General features: G+C 47.2%; 17 protein-coding genes, 1 tRNA gene and 1 pseudogene. 9 read left to right on the top strand and 10 right to left on the bottom strand.

The window, feature by feature from the left end:
• Window positions 1-13: 13 nt before the first annotated feature.
• From INP77_RS00095 to INP77_RS00065, 7 genes are all read left to right on the top strand, one after another.
• Window positions 14-301: an integration host factor subunit beta gene (locus INP77_RS00095; RefSeq protein WP_018985241.1), complete on the top strand. Its 288-nt coding sequence runs from the start codon at window positions 14-16 to the stop codon at window positions 299-301.
• Between the two features lie 128 nt (window positions 302-429).
• Window positions 430-1,662 (top strand): lipopolysaccharide assembly protein LapB, encoded by a 1,233-nt coding sequence (gene lapB / locus INP77_RS00090; RefSeq protein WP_194746693.1) that lies wholly within the window; start codon window positions 430-432, stop codon window positions 1,660-1,662.
• Between the two features lie 51 nt (window positions 1,663-1,713).
• Window positions 1,714-2,409, top strand: a complete 696-nt coding sequence (pyrF, locus tag INP77_RS00085) for an orotidine-5'-phosphate decarboxylase (protein ID WP_194746692.1) — start codon at window positions 1,714-1,716, stop codon at window positions 2,407-2,409.
• Between the two features lie 110 nt (window positions 2,410-2,519).
• Complete coding sequence (locus INP77_RS00080; RefSeq protein ID WP_194746691.1) at window positions 2,520-2,831, top strand: ComEA family DNA-binding protein; 312 nt, start codon at window positions 2,520-2,522, stop codon at window positions 2,829-2,831.
• 237 nt (window positions 2,832-3,068) lie between these two features.
• The gene (locus INP77_RS00075) at window positions 3,069-3,596 is read left to right on the top strand and encodes a tyrosine-type recombinase/integrase (RefSeq protein ID WP_194746690.1); all 528 of its coding nucleotides are present in this window, start codon (window positions 3,069-3,071) and stop codon (window positions 3,594-3,596) included.
• A 60-nt stretch (window positions 3,597-3,656) separates the two neighbouring features.
• Window positions 3,657-4,481, top strand: a complete 825-nt coding sequence (locus INP77_RS00070; RefSeq protein ID WP_228518618.1) for an AbiJ-NTD4 domain-containing protein — start codon at window positions 3,657-3,659, stop codon at window positions 4,479-4,481.
• Between the two features lie 4 nt (window positions 4,482-4,485).
• Complete coding sequence (locus tag INP77_RS00065) at window positions 4,486-5,058, top strand: hypothetical protein (protein ID WP_194746689.1); 573 nt, start codon at window positions 4,486-4,488, stop codon at window positions 5,056-5,058.
• A gap of 137 nt (window positions 5,059-5,195) precedes the next feature.
• Here the strand turns inward: INP77_RS00065 and INP77_RS00060 are convergent, their stop codons facing one another.
• Together INP77_RS00060 and INP77_RS00055 are read right to left on the bottom strand one after the other, a co-directional pair.
• Window positions 5,196-5,411 carry a hypothetical protein gene (locus INP77_RS00060; protein WP_194746688.1) on the bottom strand — a complete coding sequence of 72 codons (216 nt, stop codon included), beginning with the start codon at window positions 5,409-5,411 and terminating at the stop codon, window positions 5,196-5,198.
• 147 nt (window positions 5,412-5,558) lie between these two features.
• Window positions 5,559-5,648 (bottom strand) — tRNA-Ser (locus INP77_RS00055).
• A gap of 323 nt (window positions 5,649-5,971) precedes the next feature.
• On the opposite strand from INP77_RS00055, the gene INP77_RS00050 reads away from it, so the two are divergent.
• Together INP77_RS00050 and INP77_RS00045 are read left to right on the top strand one after the other, a co-directional pair.
• Window positions 5,972-7,492, top strand: coding sequence for an aldehyde dehydrogenase family protein (locus tag INP77_RS00050; protein WP_194746687.1), 1,521 nt, complete (start codon window positions 5,972-5,974; stop codon window positions 7,490-7,492).
• 101 nt (window positions 7,493-7,593) lie between these two features.
• Window positions 7,594-7,971, top strand: coding sequence for a DUF779 domain-containing protein (locus INP77_RS00045; protein ID WP_194746686.1), 378 nt, complete (start codon window positions 7,594-7,596; stop codon window positions 7,969-7,971).
• Between the two features lie 79 nt (window positions 7,972-8,050).
• On the opposite strand, the gene cheZ is transcribed toward INP77_RS00045, so the two are convergent.
• From cheZ to INP77_RS00005, 8 genes and pseudogenes are all read right to left on the bottom strand, one after another.
• Window positions 8,051-8,731, bottom strand: a complete 681-nt coding sequence (gene cheZ / locus INP77_RS00040) for a protein phosphatase CheZ (protein WP_194746685.1) — start codon at window positions 8,729-8,731, stop codon at window positions 8,051-8,053.
• A gap of 2 nt (window positions 8,732-8,733) precedes the next feature.
• Window positions 8,734-9,132: a chemotaxis response regulator CheY gene (cheY, locus tag INP77_RS00035; RefSeq protein WP_194746684.1), complete on the bottom strand. Its 399-nt coding sequence runs from the start codon at window positions 9,130-9,132 to the stop codon at window positions 8,734-8,736.
• Between the two features lie 112 nt (window positions 9,133-9,244).
• Entirely contained in the window at window positions 9,245-10,315 is a 1,071-nt protein-coding gene (locus tag INP77_RS00030; RefSeq protein WP_194746683.1) for a chemotaxis response regulator protein-glutamate methylesterase, read from the bottom strand.
• A 26-nt stretch (window positions 10,316-10,341) separates the two neighbouring features.
• Window positions 10,342-10,950 (bottom strand): chemoreceptor glutamine deamidase CheD, encoded by a 609-nt coding sequence (gene cheD, locus INP77_RS00025; protein WP_124551641.1) that lies wholly within the window; start codon window positions 10,948-10,950, stop codon window positions 10,342-10,344.
• The gene (locus INP77_RS00020; RefSeq protein WP_194746682.1) at window positions 10,947-11,846 is read right to left on the bottom strand and encodes a CheR family methyltransferase; all 900 of its coding nucleotides are present in this window, start codon (window positions 11,844-11,846) and stop codon (window positions 10,947-10,949) included. Before INP77_RS00020 ends, cheD begins: the two co-directional genes overlap by 4 nt.
• 41 nt (window positions 11,847-11,887) lie before the next feature.
• Window positions 11,888-12,595 carry a formaldehyde-activating enzyme gene (gene fae / locus INP77_RS00015; protein ID WP_194746681.1) on the bottom strand — a complete coding sequence of 236 codons (708 nt, stop codon included), beginning with the start codon at window positions 12,593-12,595 and terminating at the stop codon, window positions 11,888-11,890.
• A 56-nt stretch (window positions 12,596-12,651) separates the two neighbouring features.
• Complete coding sequence (locus tag INP77_RS00010; RefSeq protein ID WP_194746680.1) at window positions 12,652-14,781, bottom strand: methyl-accepting chemotaxis protein; 2,130 nt, start codon at window positions 14,779-14,781, stop codon at window positions 12,652-12,654.
• Between the two features lie 282 nt (window positions 14,782-15,063).
• Window positions 15,064-15,357: pseudogene (locus INP77_RS00005) on the bottom strand (methyl-accepting chemotaxis protein); the annotation flags it as partial.

Here is a 15,357-nt window from a genome sequence, read left to right as displayed (position 1 = left end):
AAGGCTTTAGATCATGACAAGATCTGAACTAATAGACCTGCTTGCCCAGCGCTTTCCGCAACTTGTGCTGAAAGACGCAGAGTTATCCGTCAAGACCATCCTTGATGCAATGACGGAAAACCTGGCAACAGGTGAGCGTATCGAAATACGCGGTTTTGGCAGCTTTAGCTTGAACTACCGCCCGCCTCGTTTGGGACGTAACCCGAAAACTGGTACCAAAGTACAGGTGCCAGCGAAATACGTGCCGCACTTTAAGGCTGGTAAAGAGTTGCGTGACCGCGTAGACGCGATCGAATCTTAATTTTTGTGATTCAGCAGTAAAAAACGGTATCTTCGGATACCGTTTTTTTTTGGCCGCTCAGACCGCTATTGATGGCGCATTGAGGAGCGCTTGGGTAAAATGTCATGTGATCAAACAAGAGAGCTTTTATGCTGGTTGAATTCGAGTATTGGTGGTTATTGATTCTGCCTCTGTTTTTTACATTGGGCTGGATTGCAGCCCGCGTGGATATCAAGCAACTGATTGCTGAATCCACCTCATTGCCAGCCACCTATTTTAAAGGTCTGAATCTGCTCATTGCTGACCAGTACCACAAAGCGGTGGATGCGTTCAGTGAGGCGCTTTACATGAACAAAGACTCCCTGGAACTGCATTTTGTATTGGGGAGCCTGTTTCGCCGCACAGGTGAGACAGACCGCGCGATTCACTTGCACTTAAATCTCCTAGAAAACTACGAACTCACCGAGCAGCAATCGACATCAATCAAAGTTGAATTGGCGCAGGATTACTTCAAGGCAGGCCTATATGATCGTGCCGAAGAAATTTTTCAAACACTGCGCCATACTCGCTATGAACAAGCGGCCTTACGTCACCTGCTTGAGATTTATGTCAAGGAACGCGAATGGTCACTCGCCATTGGCATTGCCACCGAATTAGAGCGTTCGTCAGGCGTCTCTTATCGCAAAGAGGTCGCTCAGTATTATTGTGAATTGGCTGCCAATGCCATGATCAAGCAGGATTGGTCCTCTGCAAAAGTCCAACTCGAACAAGCGCTGGACGCCAATAAGAACTGTGTACGCGCAAATGTCTTATTGGGCGATATCGCTGCACATCAAGGCCACCATTCTGATGCGATTGCACTTTGGAAACGCATAGAAATGCAGCATCCAGAACATCTGGGCCTGGTCGCGCAAAAAATGCTTAAAAGCTATGCTGCGCTGTATGGTGAAGAGGAAAGCGAAGGCGACCTCAAACTGTCCAGAGGCTTAAAGGAAGGCCTGAGCCAACTCCATTACTATCTGGAGTTGTATCAACTCAGTAGCATTATGTCGGTGTTGTATGAGGCCACCCTGCAGGCTGAAGGTGCGGATAAAGCGGCAAAACTTGCCCGTAACGAGTTGATCCGCAAACCCAGCCTCAAATCGCTGGATCAATTGCTCCAAGCGCGCGCCATGCTCCAGGATGAACAACATGATTTACAGTTGATGCAGCAAACCGTTCGCAATGCCATTGGTGACCGTGCCGCCTATTATTGCGACCAATGTGGTTTCCGGGCCAAACAATATCATTGGCAATGCCCAGCCTGTAATGCCTGGGAGTCGCTGCCGCCCGAACCCACTGAAGCGACCATTCGAGATATCAAGTTACTTAAACGAAAATAAAACCGTTTGGCGCCCTTCCCCAACCCGTTTCATTCCTAAGACAATTCCTTTATGACCGACAGTAAAATTGTTGTTGCCCTGGATTATGCAGATGCCAAATCGGCAATCGCGCTAGTAGATCGGCTTGACCCAAGCCTGTGTAAACTCAAGGTGGGTAAGGAACTGTTTACCGCCGCCGGGCCTCAGCTTGTCGAACAACTGGTTGCGCGGCAATACGATGTGTTCCTCGATCTCAAATTTCACGATATCCCGAATACTGTGGCAAAAGCCTGTCAGGCCGCCGCAAATTTAGGCGTATGGATGGTCAATGTTCACGCCAGTGGTGGGCAACCCATGATGCAGGCTGCACGTGAAGGCTTGGATAAAGCCTTTGGTGATCAAGCGCCGCTGCTAATCGCTGTCACGGTATTAACCAGTATGGATGCGCCAACGTTGCATAGTTTGGGGATCCAGCGCGCCCTGCCTGAACAGGTACTCGCATTGGCCACACTGACACAACAATCTGGCTTAGATGGTGTAGTTTGTTCAGCACAAGAGGCCAGCATGCTCAGAAAAGCATTGGGGCCTGACTTTTGTCTGGTCACCCCGGGCATTCGCCCGAAGGACTCTGCAAAGGACGATCAAACCAGAATTGTGACGCCTGCAGATGCCATCGCATTAGGCGCCAGCTACTTGGTGATAGGCAGGCCAATTACACAAGCAGATGACCCGATTGTTGCATTAAATACAATTATTAAAAATATTTAACATTTTTAAATTAATTTAAGGACGTTAACCTTCCGATCAGGAACGGCCTCAGTAGAATTAAAAACAGGCGCAATGCCTGTTTTTTTATACTTAACGATTCTGGAGGTCATATGATGAAAACGCTTATGGGTTACCTGATGTATTTCCTTTTATTGCCAGCCGCTTATGCGGTGGTTGATATCAATACAGCCAGCCAGGCTGAACTTGAAAGCCTGAATGGTATCGGTCCGGCCAAGGCGCAAGCTATCATTGAATATCGAAAAAAGAGTGGTGGCTTTAAGTCAGTGGAAGAGCTGGATCAAGTGCCAGGCATAGGCCAGGCAACGTTGGCAAACCTGAAGAAAGATGTGAGCGTCGGCGCCAAGAAAGCAACTGCGGCTGAGGCTAATAAAACCGAAAAAGTAGCAGAGAAAAAGAAATAACGGTCTACATTAAACAAAAAGCACCCTATTGGGTGCTTTTTTTATTTGGCGGAGAGAAAGGAGTAAAGGCTTCAACAGATACATAAGCGACTGCCGGAACTATTGAAAATATATACAACCGTATGAGGAGTCTATAGCTGACCTTGAGCCATTCCGAGACATCCTCTCACATAAGCGCAAGAAAAAAGACAAAGCTGACGCTAAGGACGCATGGACGAAAGAGGAAGTATTACTTCTATGGAATACGGCCAACCTCAAAGGCAAACAAGACCTTGTAGACCTGATGTCCCTTGCGGCTTACACTGGAGAGCACGCATTGAAGAGATATGTAGCCTGAAGGTTGAAGATGTCTCAGATAACGCCTTTAACATTACAGATGCCAAAACTAAAGCTGGGATAAGGTCTATCCCTATCCACAGCAAGATTGAACCTGTAGTGAAGCGTCTTAAGGAAAACTCTAAGGATCGTTACTTACTATCCGGTCTGACCTTTAATAAATACGGCGAGAGGTCTAATGCCACAGGTAAGCGATTCGGGACGCTTAAGACTTGTTTGGGCTTCAATAAAGACAAATCCACTCACAGTTTCAGACATTCGCTTATTACCTTCTTGGATGATGCTGGGGTGCAGACAACACACATACAGGATTTTGTCGGCCATGAGAAATATGGCACTACGGGCAAGGTGTACAACAAGCCTGCACCTGTGAGTGTACTTAAGGTGGACATTGAGAAGCTGGCGTACCCTCTTCCTGACCTTAGTTGATTTGTTTTTTTATGCACGCTAAAGTGGGGAGGTTATAAATCTTTATCAGAAAAACTAATTATGACGATGTCTTTCAGTGAGCGGAAAGGCTTAAAACCCAGACCTGAAGTTATCCAGATTGAAACAATGAATAATGCTTTACGTAATAGTTTATGGAACGTATTAGACATGATGTTATGGTCTACCAAAAACTTTACTTCCGCCGATAGTTACAGAGTTGCAGGCATTAAACCTTTTAGCAGATTTCTGTGGGCAAATTATTTCAAGCTGCCTGTTGATAAAAGGCCTCAACATGGTTATGAAATTCTTGAGGCGATTAGAAACTATTATTTCAAGGCATCATGGAATGAGGTTTATGACTTTATAGAGTTTGTTGCGAATTTCACTGTCAGGTTAAACAGTCACATTTATGAAGCGCTGAATGGTATTTTAGAAAGGGAACTATCCGCTTATCGTTTCGTTAATGGTCAATTGACAGATATTACGAGCGAGCAAGAGGTGCGATTGCTAGATGAAGCATTAGCCGATACTCAATTCACTGGCGTGACTATGCATTTACAACGAGCTTTAGAGTTATACGCGGATAGAGTTAATCCTGACTATCGCAATTCAATTAAAGAATCAATTTCGGCTGTTGAGAGCATGGCGAAGATACTAACAGGAAATAATAAAGCGATGCTCAGTGACGCTCTTAAGGCTCTCGAAAAGAATGGTCAGCTTCACAGGGCGCTAAAAGATGGCTTTGAGAAGCTTTACGCATATACAAGTGACGCTGATGGCATTAGACATGCGATGCTAGCTGAAGACAATCTTACTCAGGCAGATGCTCGCTATTTCTTATTGTCCTGTACATCGTTTGTGAATTATCTGAAGTCGAAAATGTAACTTGATGAAGATAATTATCCTCCTCCTTCTCCTTGTTTCCTTTGAAACTAGTGCCTCTGAAGACTTCAGCATCGAAGAACACTTTACAAAGCCGGTTAAGATTCCTGCGCCAATTAGCACCTATCTGAATAAAGAGATGAGAGAGGACATAGCGCTTTGCGAAGGTGTAAAACCAGAAGATATGTTTGAGGTTAAGACTATTCACCTGAATAAATCTTCAAAGACTTATTTGGTAAAGCCTGCCAGTACATGTTTATGTGGTGTTTACTATTGCCCAATGTGGATTTTCCAAATGAAACATAACACCGCGCATCTCATTTGGGATGTATCAGGAACTGGATTCTTAGAAGTATTAAATAAAAAAACAAATGGTTTTAAACAGCTTAAAGAGTTAGGTGGAGCTGCCATGCATGGGCATATGTCTATTTGGTCTTGGGATGGTAAGAAATATATAGAAATTCATAGGCAGCTTTACTCTAGAAATAATGCTAAAAATTGCTTTGATATAGAGACCTTTCACTTAAAAAACGGGAAGTTGATACGTGCAACAAATAAATGTCTAGACGAATTACCTTAGAGAAACTCTTAGCGCCACAGCAGTAGAAACGATAATAGGTAGTGAAAGCAGACCCTTAAAGGGACTCTTTCGCTACCTATTTTCTGAATAGTTGACTAAAGTACAAGGGTATTAATGTCTGTATCTATGTAAGCTAATCAATCAGACAACAGACCGCCCTGAATCATCAAAGGAATATTGTCTGAGGATATCGCTAAGTCCAACATCGGACACTTCAAGCCAGCTAGAGCCAGACCTGCTGACATACCTATAGCCATCTTGAGGAGTTCTTCAGGGGTGTGCTTGAACACGCTGGTGACTGTCTTCAGTTCATTGATGATGGATTGTTCTAGTTGTTTTGAAGCGTGTTGCATTGTCTATTACTTATATATACGTTGAAAATAAATATCAACGAGCTAGGAACATCACGCAAACGTAAGGTAAAAGCGTAAGGTAAAAATAAAAAACCTGTTATCCGTAACTTATTGATTAGTAACAGAAAACAGGCCTTATTTTACTGCTGGCGGAGAGAGAGGGATTCGAACCCTCGATAGAGTTGCCCCTATGCCACCTTTCCAGGGTGGTGACTTAAACCGCTCATCCATCTCTCCGAAATAAGGCGGGATTATACCCATAAAAGTTAAAGACGCCAAATCATTTTATGGTGTAATCAGTGGCGACTTTCACACTTCATATGGCCTGTTTTAGGGCTAGCAAGATGTCAGGTCTGCTATCTTATAAAACAGTATAAAGTTGGCTAAAAAGCTTGCTTTTGTTATTTTTAAGGTTTAATGTTTAGCACACAAACACACGGCTAAGCCTTATAAAATAAGGTGTTAACGTATGTTTATCGCGATACATAGTTGCGATTTGATGTAGGCGGTTTGGAGAGCAGTTCTGCTACGATATTAATAGAAAAAACACAGGAGTTACTATGAGTTTGGATCTTCTCAAGGCGATGGGCGTTAAAGTGCCCTATAAAGCCAAGTATGATAACTTTATCGGTGGAAAATGGGTTGCACCGGTCAAAGGTGAATATTTTGATGTCATCTCGCCTATTACTGGCAAGCCCTACACACAAGCTGCACGCTCTAGCGCCGAGGATGTTGAATTAGCATTGGATGCAGCGCATGCAGCAGCCGATAAATGGGGCAAGACTTCTGTCGTTGATCGCTCCAACTTGTTGCTGAAAATTGCTGATCGCATCGAGCAAAACCTTGAGTTGATCGCGACTGCGGAAACCGTCGATAACGGTAAGCCTATCCGCGAAACCATGAATGCCGATATTCCATTGGCAGCAGATCATTTCCGCTATTTTGCCGGGGCGTTGCGTGCGCAAGAAGGCAGCATTAGTGAACTGGATGAACATACCGTTGCCTACCACTTTCACGAGCCACTAGGCGTGGTCGGCCAGATTATTCCGTGGAACTTCCCTATTCTGATGGCCGCCTGGAAACTGGCGCCAGCTGTGGCCGCGGGTAACGTGGTGGTAATGAAGCCTGCAGAGTTCACGCCGATTAGCCTGCTGATCCTGATGGAAGTGATTGCTGATTTGATTCCGCCTGGCGTCATCAACATCGTCAACGGCTTTGGCCGTGAGGTAGGTGCCCCACTCTCTACCAGCAAGCGTATTGCGAAAATCGCCTTTACTGGTTCGACAGCCACCGGTCGTTATATTGCCCAGGCTGCAGCCAGCAACCTGATTCCAGCAACCCTCGAACTGGGTGGCAAATCGCCTAACATCTTCTTTGAAGATATCATGTCTGCCGATGATGATTTCCTGGATAAAGCCGTAGAAGGCTTGGTGCTGTTTGCATTTAACCAGGGTGAAGTCTGTACCTGCCCTTCCCGTGCGTTAATCCAGGAATCCATTTACGACAAGTTTATGGAGCGTGTATTGCCACGTGTTGCCGCCATCAAACAAGGTAACCCACTTGACCCCAACACCATGATTGGTGCGCAGGCATCCCAAGACCAAGTGAACAAAATCCTCTCCTACATGGATATTGGTCGTCAGGAAGGTGCGCAGTTATTGTGCGGAGGTGAGCGTAATGTACTCAGCGGTGATCTGGCTGAAGGCTATTACATCAAGCCGACCTTGTTCAAAGGTCATAATAAAATGCGCATCTTCCAGGAAGAAATTTTTGGACCTGTGCTGGCAGTGACCACCTTTAAAGATGAAGCTGAAGCACTGAGCATTGCCAACGATACCATTTTCGGCCTGGGTTCAGGCGTCTGGTCGCGTGACGGCAGCCGCGCTTACCGTATGGGCCGTGGCATCAAGGCTGGCCGCGTTTGGACTAACTGCTACCACGCTTATCCTGCGCATGCCGCATTCGGTGGCTACAAAGAGTCTGGCATTGGCCGTGAAACGCATAAAATGATGCTGGACCACTACCAGCAAACCAAAAACCTGCTGGTCAGCTACAGCCCGAAAAAACTGGGATTCTTCTAAATCTTGGCGGGAATGCTAAAACAGACATTTGTTTGATCTAAAGGAGCGAATTTTTCGCTCCTTTTTTTATCTATCTATCACAATATAAACAGGGGAAGAGCATGACTGAACGTGTTTCTGCAACGCCAGCGGCCATCGCGCTCATTGAGCAATTAACCGCCCAGCATGGCCCAATTGTATTTTTTCAATCAGGCGGATGTTGTGAAGGCAGTGGCCCGATGTGCCTACCAGCTGCCGAATACATCGCCAGTCCGATGGATGTCAAACTGGGAACCTTGCCCGGTGGTGCTATTTTTTACATGAGTGACAGTCATTTCAGTTTTATGCACAGTACGCACACCATCCTCGATGCGATGCCGGGCTCGAGTGGCTCATTTTCACTCGATTGTGGCAGTGGCATGGCCTTTATCACCCGAGGCCGCTTATATTCGGATGAGGAACTCGCTGCGCTAAAACCCGAAGAGCGCGTCGGGCTTTAATAAGTAGAAGTCTGCCTGATCAATAAAAAAGGCATCCTAAGATGCCTTTGCCAGGATGACACTGGATAAATGCTGAGAATTAAAAGCCCAGGCTTTCGAGCAGATCATCCACCTGTTCCTGATTGGCGACCACATCCACGGTGTTATGTGGATCAATTTGTGGACCATTCATCAAGGAGTCCTCGTCTTTTTTGGCCGCAGGAGAAAAATCTACCAACACTTGCACCAATTGTCTCTCCAGGTCTTGTGCCAGTGAGGTCACTTTCTTGATCACCTGGCCGGTCAGATCCTGAAAGTCCTGCGCCATCATGATATCCATCAGTAACGATTTGGTCGTCGATGTGTGTTGACTGACCAGTGACATATATTCCAGTGTTTCATGGACAACAGCATCGTATTCCGATTTGAGCGAAGCACGCTGCATGACCTCTTCCCAACGTTGCTTCAACACTGCAGCCCGATCAGATAACTCTGACTGTAAAGGCGTGGCCAGATCAGTGGCGTTCAGCACACGCTCAGCCGCCTGTTCAGTCATTTTTGCCACATAACTTAAACGGTCTCTGGCATCAGGAATTTCCTGCGCAACTTGTTCCAGCACCTTGTCATAGCCCAGCGCACTCAGATTATCGTGCAAGGAGCGGGTCATGTGTCCAATCCGGCTGATCATTTCCTCTTGCTGATTGGGACTCATCGTGGAAATCAGGTTAGAGGCAAGATCCATCGCCGCATGATCCTGATTCGGATTGATCGCTTCGGTCATGGTTACACCTCGCCTTTTTCCAATTTTTCAAAGATTTTGGATAACTTCTCTTCAAGTGTGGCAGCAGTGAAAGGCTTCACCACATAGCCACTCGCTTTGGCCTGGGCCGCAGCAATAATGTTTTCTTTTTTTGCCTCGGCAGTGACCATCAATACAGGCAATTTGGATAATTTGCTGTCTGCACGGATATTCTGCAACATGGTCAAACCGTCCATGTTGGGCATATTCCAGTCGGAAACCACGAATTCAAAGTCACCATTGCGCAACTTGTTGAGGGCATCTGCACCATCTTCTGCTTCTTCAACATTGTTATAACCAAGTTCTTTGAGCAGGTTGCGAACAATTCTACGCATCGTAGAAAAATCATCCACTACCAGAAATTTAGTATTTGGGTTGCCCATTTGTTACTCCGCTATCATTTAATTACTAATCCCGTAGCCTGTATTATGGAACGAACCATGGTCAATGCTAATCAGGATAAAGCTGGGATTTACCGGTTTATTCCTCACAGTACTATACGCGAATGGCGCGTTCACTGTTAGTTGCAAGATGTTGTAGCACCAGACGTGGCAAGTCTTTTAAATGCCCGACTTCGTGAACACCACCATGCGCAACCGCTTCGCGTGGCATACCATACACCACACAGCTTTCTTCGTTTTGGGCAAAATTGAAAGAGCCGGCATTCTTCATGCGCAACATGCCCGCGGCGCCATCTTTGCCCATGCCCGTTAAAATGATCCCGACGGCGTTTTTACCTGCGTTTGTAGCCGCTGAATCAAACAATACATCGACTGATGGCTTATGTCTATTCACCGGCTCGGCGTCAGATAAACGGGTGACATAGTTGGCGCCACTTCTGGCGAGCAGTAAATGCTGATCCCCTGGCGCGATATAGGCATGGCCAGGCAATACGCGCTCACCATCTTCGGCTTCCTTGACGGCAATTTTGCACAGACTGTCCAGACGACTAGCAAAGGACTTGGTGAAGCCTGCAGGCATGTGTTGGGTAATTAAAATGCCGGGGCAATCAGAAGGCATCTGCATTAAAAAGGACTTGATCGCTTCGGTGCCGCCAGTAGAGGCGCCAATAATCAGCAGTTTTTCACTACTGATGAGCGGATTGCGGATGGGACTTTGTTGTATCTGCGTATTAGACGCTTTGGCAATACTTTGCAAGGTGCTGATTTTCGCTCTGGCAGCAACACGGATCTTGTCAGTAATCTCGGCGGCATACTGCTGCATGCCCTGGGTAATGCCCATTTTGGGTTTGGTGACAAAGTCGGTGGCACCCAGCTCCAGTGCACGCAAAGTGATTTCAGAGCCTTTTTCTGTCAGCGTGGATACCATAAGCACGGGCATCGGACGCAAACGCATGAGTTTTTCTAAAAAATCCAGACCGTCCATGCGTGGCATTTCTACATCCAGCGTGAGTACATCCGGATTCAACTGCTTGATCATCTCGCGCGCGACCAGCGGATCCGGTGCGGTTCCAACCACTTCCAGATCCTTGGTGTCGTTAATGATTTCGCTCAACAAACTGCGTATCAATGCCGAGTCGTCAATCACCAGCACTTTTGTTTTCATGGCATAACCCCTTGTTTTAATTATTATTAGAACAAATCGATATCTCCACCCACATCGTTGGTTTGCAGCTTGCTGGAGTAAGCTTGCTCGCGCTTGACCAAGGTGTAGTTGTTCAATTGTTTCAGCTTTTTAACCAGTACTTTACCGGTTTTGGGAAAGAAATAAACCTTGCGGGGATAAATATCCAGCAAATCTTCGCCGGTGACTTTAATCCCTTCTTCTTTCAGATACTTTTTGACAAACGCAGCATTACGATCACCCACGTTATTGGTGGTAAAGCTGCGCAAGACGTTGCCGCCCCCAAAAATTTTAGCTTCGAGGTTTTCGCGCTTGGCGCCGTTACGCAACAGCTGGTTGATCAAGACTTCCATGGCATAAGTGCCATAGCGCATCGACTCAGAGATCGGGCTGTCCTTGTCTGCACTGCCCCCCTCGGGCAACATGAAATGGTTCATGCCACCAATGCCGGTACGGCTGTCACGGATACAGGCAGAAACACAGGACCCAAGCACGGTGACAATCAACATGTCCTTGTCTGTGTAGTAATACTCCCCTGGTGAAATTTTGGCAGCATTGCAATTAAATGTTCTGTCAAAATACAGGGTGTTAGAAATTTCTTCTTGCATGACACTCATAGCGATTTCCGATGCGTAAAGAGGCTGGAACGTGCCGCGCCACTGGTTTTTAATTTATAGACGGTTTTTCCCAACAGTTGCAGGTGGTCGGACACATACAAAAAGTTTTCTGAATGGCCTGCCAATAACAAACTGTCTTCATGCATGAGGTTGACAAATTTTTCAATGATTTTGCCTTGTGTCGGCTTGTCAAAATAGATCATGACATTGCGGCAAAAAATCACATCAAAGCCATCATGAAATGGCCATTGTGCATCCAGTAAATTCAATTGGTGAAAATGAATCAGGTCACGGGCGGCTTTTTTGACACGGACCAGGCCGTCATGCTTGCCTGTGCCACGTTCAAAAAATTTGCGTACACGACCGTCATCCATTTTCTTGACCCGGTCTAGCGGGTACACGCCTGCACTCGCCGTCGCCAGCACATTGGTATCAATGTCTGTGGCAACAATTTCTACAGGCGGTTTCAAGCTATTAAACGCTTCGCAAGCGGTGATCGCAATCGAATAAGGCTCTTCGCCCGTCGATGCCGCAGAACACCAGATGCGTAGCGGTTTTCCTCGCCGGTTGGCTGACAGCTTCACCAGATGTTCGGCCAAAATCGGAAAATGATGTTCTTCCCGAAAAAACGAGGTCAAATTAGTGGTTAGCGCATTGGTAAATGCCTGCCACTCATCCGCATTGTTCTGCTGCTCGAGCGTGTCCAGATAGTGTTTGAAACTATTCATGTCCAGCGCGCGCAAACGCCTTCCGATTCGGCTGTAGACCATATCGGTCTTTGCATCGGATAATGAAATGCCTGCATGGCGATAAATCAGACTTTTAATTCTGACGAAATCATCGCGCGTAAACAAAAACTCGCGATCTTCTTGCTCTTGTTTTTTTAATGCACTCACTTCGTTATCCTATGCAAATCCGCGGGCATACACTGCCAGAATTAAGCGCGTGTCGTGTTGATACGCTCTCTCATTTGTGAAATGGCCAAATCAACTTGCTGATCATCTTTAACTTGGGTTTCATAGCTGTTTTTTGCATGCTTGCTGCGCTCTTGCATTTGAGAAATTGCTAAGGCAGCAGCTTTGTCTTCAGCACGACGGTTTTGTGCTTCCGGAGTTTGTGCAGCAAATGGATGCAGCGCTTCCTTGTACTGCTTCACAACGTCAGCAGCTTTAGGCTCACGCGCAACGGCGGCTTTAATCGCCATTTTTGTTGCACGGTAGTTCCAGTCCTGGATACGGTCATCCATGTCAGCTTTACTGTCGATGAATACACCAACACAGATAAATACATCATCTGCTTCTTCCAGCGGGATCGTACCGTCAGCGACGCAATCCATTACAGCCATCGCTACACCACGTTGTGCCGGGCCAAACATTTGTGTTGCCTGACGTCCATCTTTGATGGTCACCTTGTTAAACATTACGGTGTTTGGTTTTACCATCATGTTTGGCGCTGCAATCGCCAACAAACCGTTTACGCCTTGTTTTTGGTCGGTGAGCGTACGACAAAATGCGTCTTCTGCAGCGCTACCGCGTGGACCCATAATCAAGTCAATGTGGGCCACATTTTTCAAATCCAAACCACCTTCTGGACGCTCTTCGATGACTAAACCTTCGCCAATCAATACTCGATCAATCACTGCCATTTTTAACTCCTGATATAAAAAGTACTACTTTATTAAAGGGCATTCGCTACCCTGCCCTAACCGTTGCTGACCTGACGATAATCGTCGTCCCAGTCTGCATTTCCTGCGCGATGGCTGGACGCTTTTGCCTGTCCATCCACAATAAATACCCCTACTGCACTAGCCAGCTCGTTGGCGTGATCCATCAGGGATTCTGCAGCCGCAGCAGCCTCTTCAACCAAAGCTGTGTTTTGCTGCGTCACATCATCCATGCGGATCACCGCATCGTTGACCATGGCGATGCCGGCACTTTGCTCATTCGATGCCGATGCAATTTCACCAATAATCACACTGACCCGTTTCACGGAATCCACGATTTCATGCATCGTGTTTCCAGCTTCCTGCACCTGACGGCTACCTTCTGCTGTTTTGTTCACGGAGTCAGTAATCAATTCTTTAATTTCACGTGCGGCTACGGATGAGCGTTGCGCCAGGCTACCCACCTCGGCCGCCACCACTGCAAAACCACGACCTTGCTCACCGGCCCGGGCTGCTTCTACCGCTGCATTTAGCGCCAGAATGTTGGTCTGGAAGGCAATGCCGTCAATCACGGAAATAATGTCTTCAATCTTGCGGGCACTCTCATTGATATCACTCATGGTGGCCACCACCGCACCGACAACCTCGCCACCTTTGACGGCAACTTGTGAGGCCTGTGCAGCTAAATTATTCGCCTGCTTGGCGTTTTCGGCATTCTGTTTCACGGTCGATGCGAGCTCGTCCATACTGGAGGCTGTTTTTTCCAGGTTGGCTGCTTGGTCCTCAGTACGGCGACTCAAGTCAGCATTGCCCTGGGCAATTTCCTTGGCAGCAATATTGATAGATTCCGCTGCGGTCTTCACCGTCAACACTGGCTCTACAATCATGTCCAGCGTATTGTTCATGCCTTGCACAATCTTGCGATAATCGCCTGGGTGTCTGTCTGCATTGGCGCGGACGGTGACACGACCCTCTTTGGCGGCTTCAGCAAGCATTTGGGCGTCTGCATTCAAGGCTTTCAGGTTGCTGCGCACTTGCTCTATGGTTTGATTGATTTTTGCCTTGAGGCCTGGGAACTGCTCCAGCGGTGCATCAAAATTACCATCACCAAACGCTTGTACGCAGGCCATGGCTTTTTGATTCAACTCGATATGTCCAGCCACGATATTGTTGATACTTTCAGCCAATAATGAGAACTGGCCTTTGAACATGTCTGCACGCAGGGTCATATCAATATTGCCTTTTTCGTGCTCGGCATTGACCCAGTTTACAGAGTCTACAATCCCTTTCAGGTTGCCGCGGATACGATCTACGCTCTTGTTCATGGCGGCTTTCTTGCCTGGCATGGCTTCCAGTTGCGCCGTCAGGTCACCCCGGCCAATACTGTCCATGACTGCAATAAAGCGCTCGGTTTCGGTCACATAGCCATGAATCATGCGATTCACAACGTCAGCCACCACTTTAAAATCACCCTGTAATTGACCGCTATTCAAACGCGCATCCGTTTCACCTTCGGCATGGTTTTTAGACATTGCTGTCAGGTCCTGAATCAATGCCTGTACGTTAGATTTGAGGCCATCGAAGCCTTGATTGAAGGCATGCAAATGTTCTGGCAAGCGTTCAAGCTGCGTATTCAGCTCACCACGACCCAGCGCCTCAACGGCGCGGCCGGCTTTTTCCATACTGGCCACATGCATGTTTAACAGATGGTTCACGCTTGCGGCAGACTGGCTCAGCTCCCCTGCAAACGCAGTCACATCCAGCTGCGCGTTAAGGTTGCCTTTGGCATGCTCGGCTTCTATCAGCGCCAATTGCTGTTTGAAGTTTGCAAAACCGGCTTTTGACTGATTGATTGCATCTGCCACCGAGGCTGTGGCTGCGCTTGTCTGCACAGCAAAGTCACCCTGCGCCAGAGATTGTGCGGCTTGCAGTGTTTGCAAGGGCTCGCCACCTACCACGTGCTTCACTGAAGCGGTCAGACCGCATGCCATGAATATGGCCAACAGCGTTAATCCTGCATGAAGCATGAAACCCATACCTGAGCCGGTATTTAAAACCAGTGGTGCCAACAGACTGCATACCAGCACGCCCAGTATCATCGTCAGTTGTAATGAAAGCTTAGTACGAGAAAGTCTTCCCGCAAGCGCACCCCATTGATCAGCGAACATGCGTTTCACTCCTTTTTTCCAGATCCAGATAATTTATTATTTGGTCTATTTATCGACCTATGTCAGCGATTATTCAGCATGCAAGCCACTTTTGAATTGCATGTAAAAAGGGGAAATTTGGTTCTTTTGCGGTAATTGCCCCCCTAAAGAAATTCTTATCGTCGTAATTACTTACCTGGCAGGGTGGTTTTGATCATGGGGATTATTCGAGCCATTTAGCTTTTGCAGCAGCAAACAGGGGGATTTAAGCCCTATGAGCTGCTACAGAAGGCAATTTGGCGCTTAAAAACTTTCCCAGCTATGATCGTGCGTGCCCGTTTTGAGCAACTTGCCCGGATCACCAGCGCCACGGCTTGGGCTGCCTTTGTGTTTATGCATAGCAGTCAGGTTGACTGCACGTTTTTTCTCAGACACGCGGTGCGTGTTTGCGTGCGCACTGGAAAACCCGCCAGCGGCCACGCCCTCCAGTTTAAACTGACTAATAGCATCGGCTAATTGATTGGCCTGATCGACCAGGGATTCAGCCGCAGCAGCGGCCTCTTCAACCAGTGCAGCGTTCTGCTGGGTGGTTTCATC

This window comes from Methylophilus sp. 13 (assembly GCF_015354335.1).
GTDB lineage: Bacteria > Pseudomonadota > Gammaproteobacteria > Burkholderiales > Methylophilaceae > Methylophilus > Methylophilus glucosoxydans.
This window is presented reverse-complemented; position numbering and strand designations above follow the sequence as displayed.

What these genes read in the sequence shown, in the direction of transcription:
- INP77_RS00095 (WP_018985241.1), top strand. Translation starts at nt 14, where the DNA reads ATGACAAGATCTGAACTAATAGACCTGCTTGCCCAGCGCTTTCCGCAA.
- INP77_RS00010 (WP_194746680.1), bottom strand. Translation starts at nt 14,781, where the DNA reads ATGTTCGCTGATCAATGGGGTGCGCTTGCGGGAAGACTTTCTCGTACT.
- cheY (WP_194746684.1), bottom strand. Translation starts at nt 9,132, where the DNA reads ATGGGCAACCCAAATACTAAATTTCTGGTAGTGGATGATTTTTCTACG.
- lapB (WP_194746693.1), top strand. Translation starts at nt 430, where the DNA reads ATGCTGGTTGAATTCGAGTATTGGTGGTTATTGATTCTGCCTCTGTTT.
- INP77_RS00075 (WP_194746690.1), top strand. Translation starts at nt 3,069, where the DNA reads ATGGAATACGGCCAACCTCAAAGGCAAACAAGACCTTGTAGACCTGAT.
- INP77_RS00050 (WP_194746687.1), top strand. Translation starts at nt 5,972, where the DNA reads ATGAGTTTGGATCTTCTCAAGGCGATGGGCGTTAAAGTGCCCTATAAA.
- cheD (WP_124551641.1), bottom strand. Translation starts at nt 10,950, where the DNA reads ATGAGTGTCATGCAAGAAGAAATTTCTAACACCCTGTATTTTGACAGA.
- INP77_RS00045 (WP_194746686.1), top strand. Translation starts at nt 7,594, where the DNA reads ATGACTGAACGTGTTTCTGCAACGCCAGCGGCCATCGCGCTCATTGAG.
- INP77_RS00070 (WP_228518618.1), top strand. Translation starts at nt 3,657, where the DNA reads ATGACGATGTCTTTCAGTGAGCGGAAAGGCTTAAAACCCAGACCTGAA.
- INP77_RS00080 (WP_194746691.1), top strand. Translation starts at nt 2,520, where the DNA reads ATGATGAAAACGCTTATGGGTTACCTGATGTATTTCCTTTTATTGCCA.
- INP77_RS00065 (WP_194746689.1), top strand. Translation starts at nt 4,486, where the DNA reads ATGAAGATAATTATCCTCCTCCTTCTCCTTGTTTCCTTTGAAACTAGT.
- pyrF (WP_194746692.1), top strand. Translation starts at nt 1,714, where the DNA reads ATGACCGACAGTAAAATTGTTGTTGCCCTGGATTATGCAGATGCCAAA.
- INP77_RS00060 (WP_194746688.1), bottom strand. Translation starts at nt 5,411, where the DNA reads ATGCAACACGCTTCAAAACAACTAGAACAATCCATCATCAATGAACTG.
- fae (WP_194746681.1), bottom strand. Translation starts at nt 12,595, where the DNA reads ATGGCAGTGATTGATCGAGTATTGATTGGCGAAGGTTTAGTCATCGAA.
- INP77_RS00030 (WP_194746683.1), bottom strand. Translation starts at nt 10,315, where the DNA reads ATGAAAACAAAAGTGCTGGTGATTGACGACTCGGCATTGATACGCAGT.
- cheZ (WP_194746685.1), bottom strand. Translation starts at nt 8,731, where the DNA reads ATGACCGAAGCGATCAATCCGAATCAGGATCATGCGGCGATGGATCTT.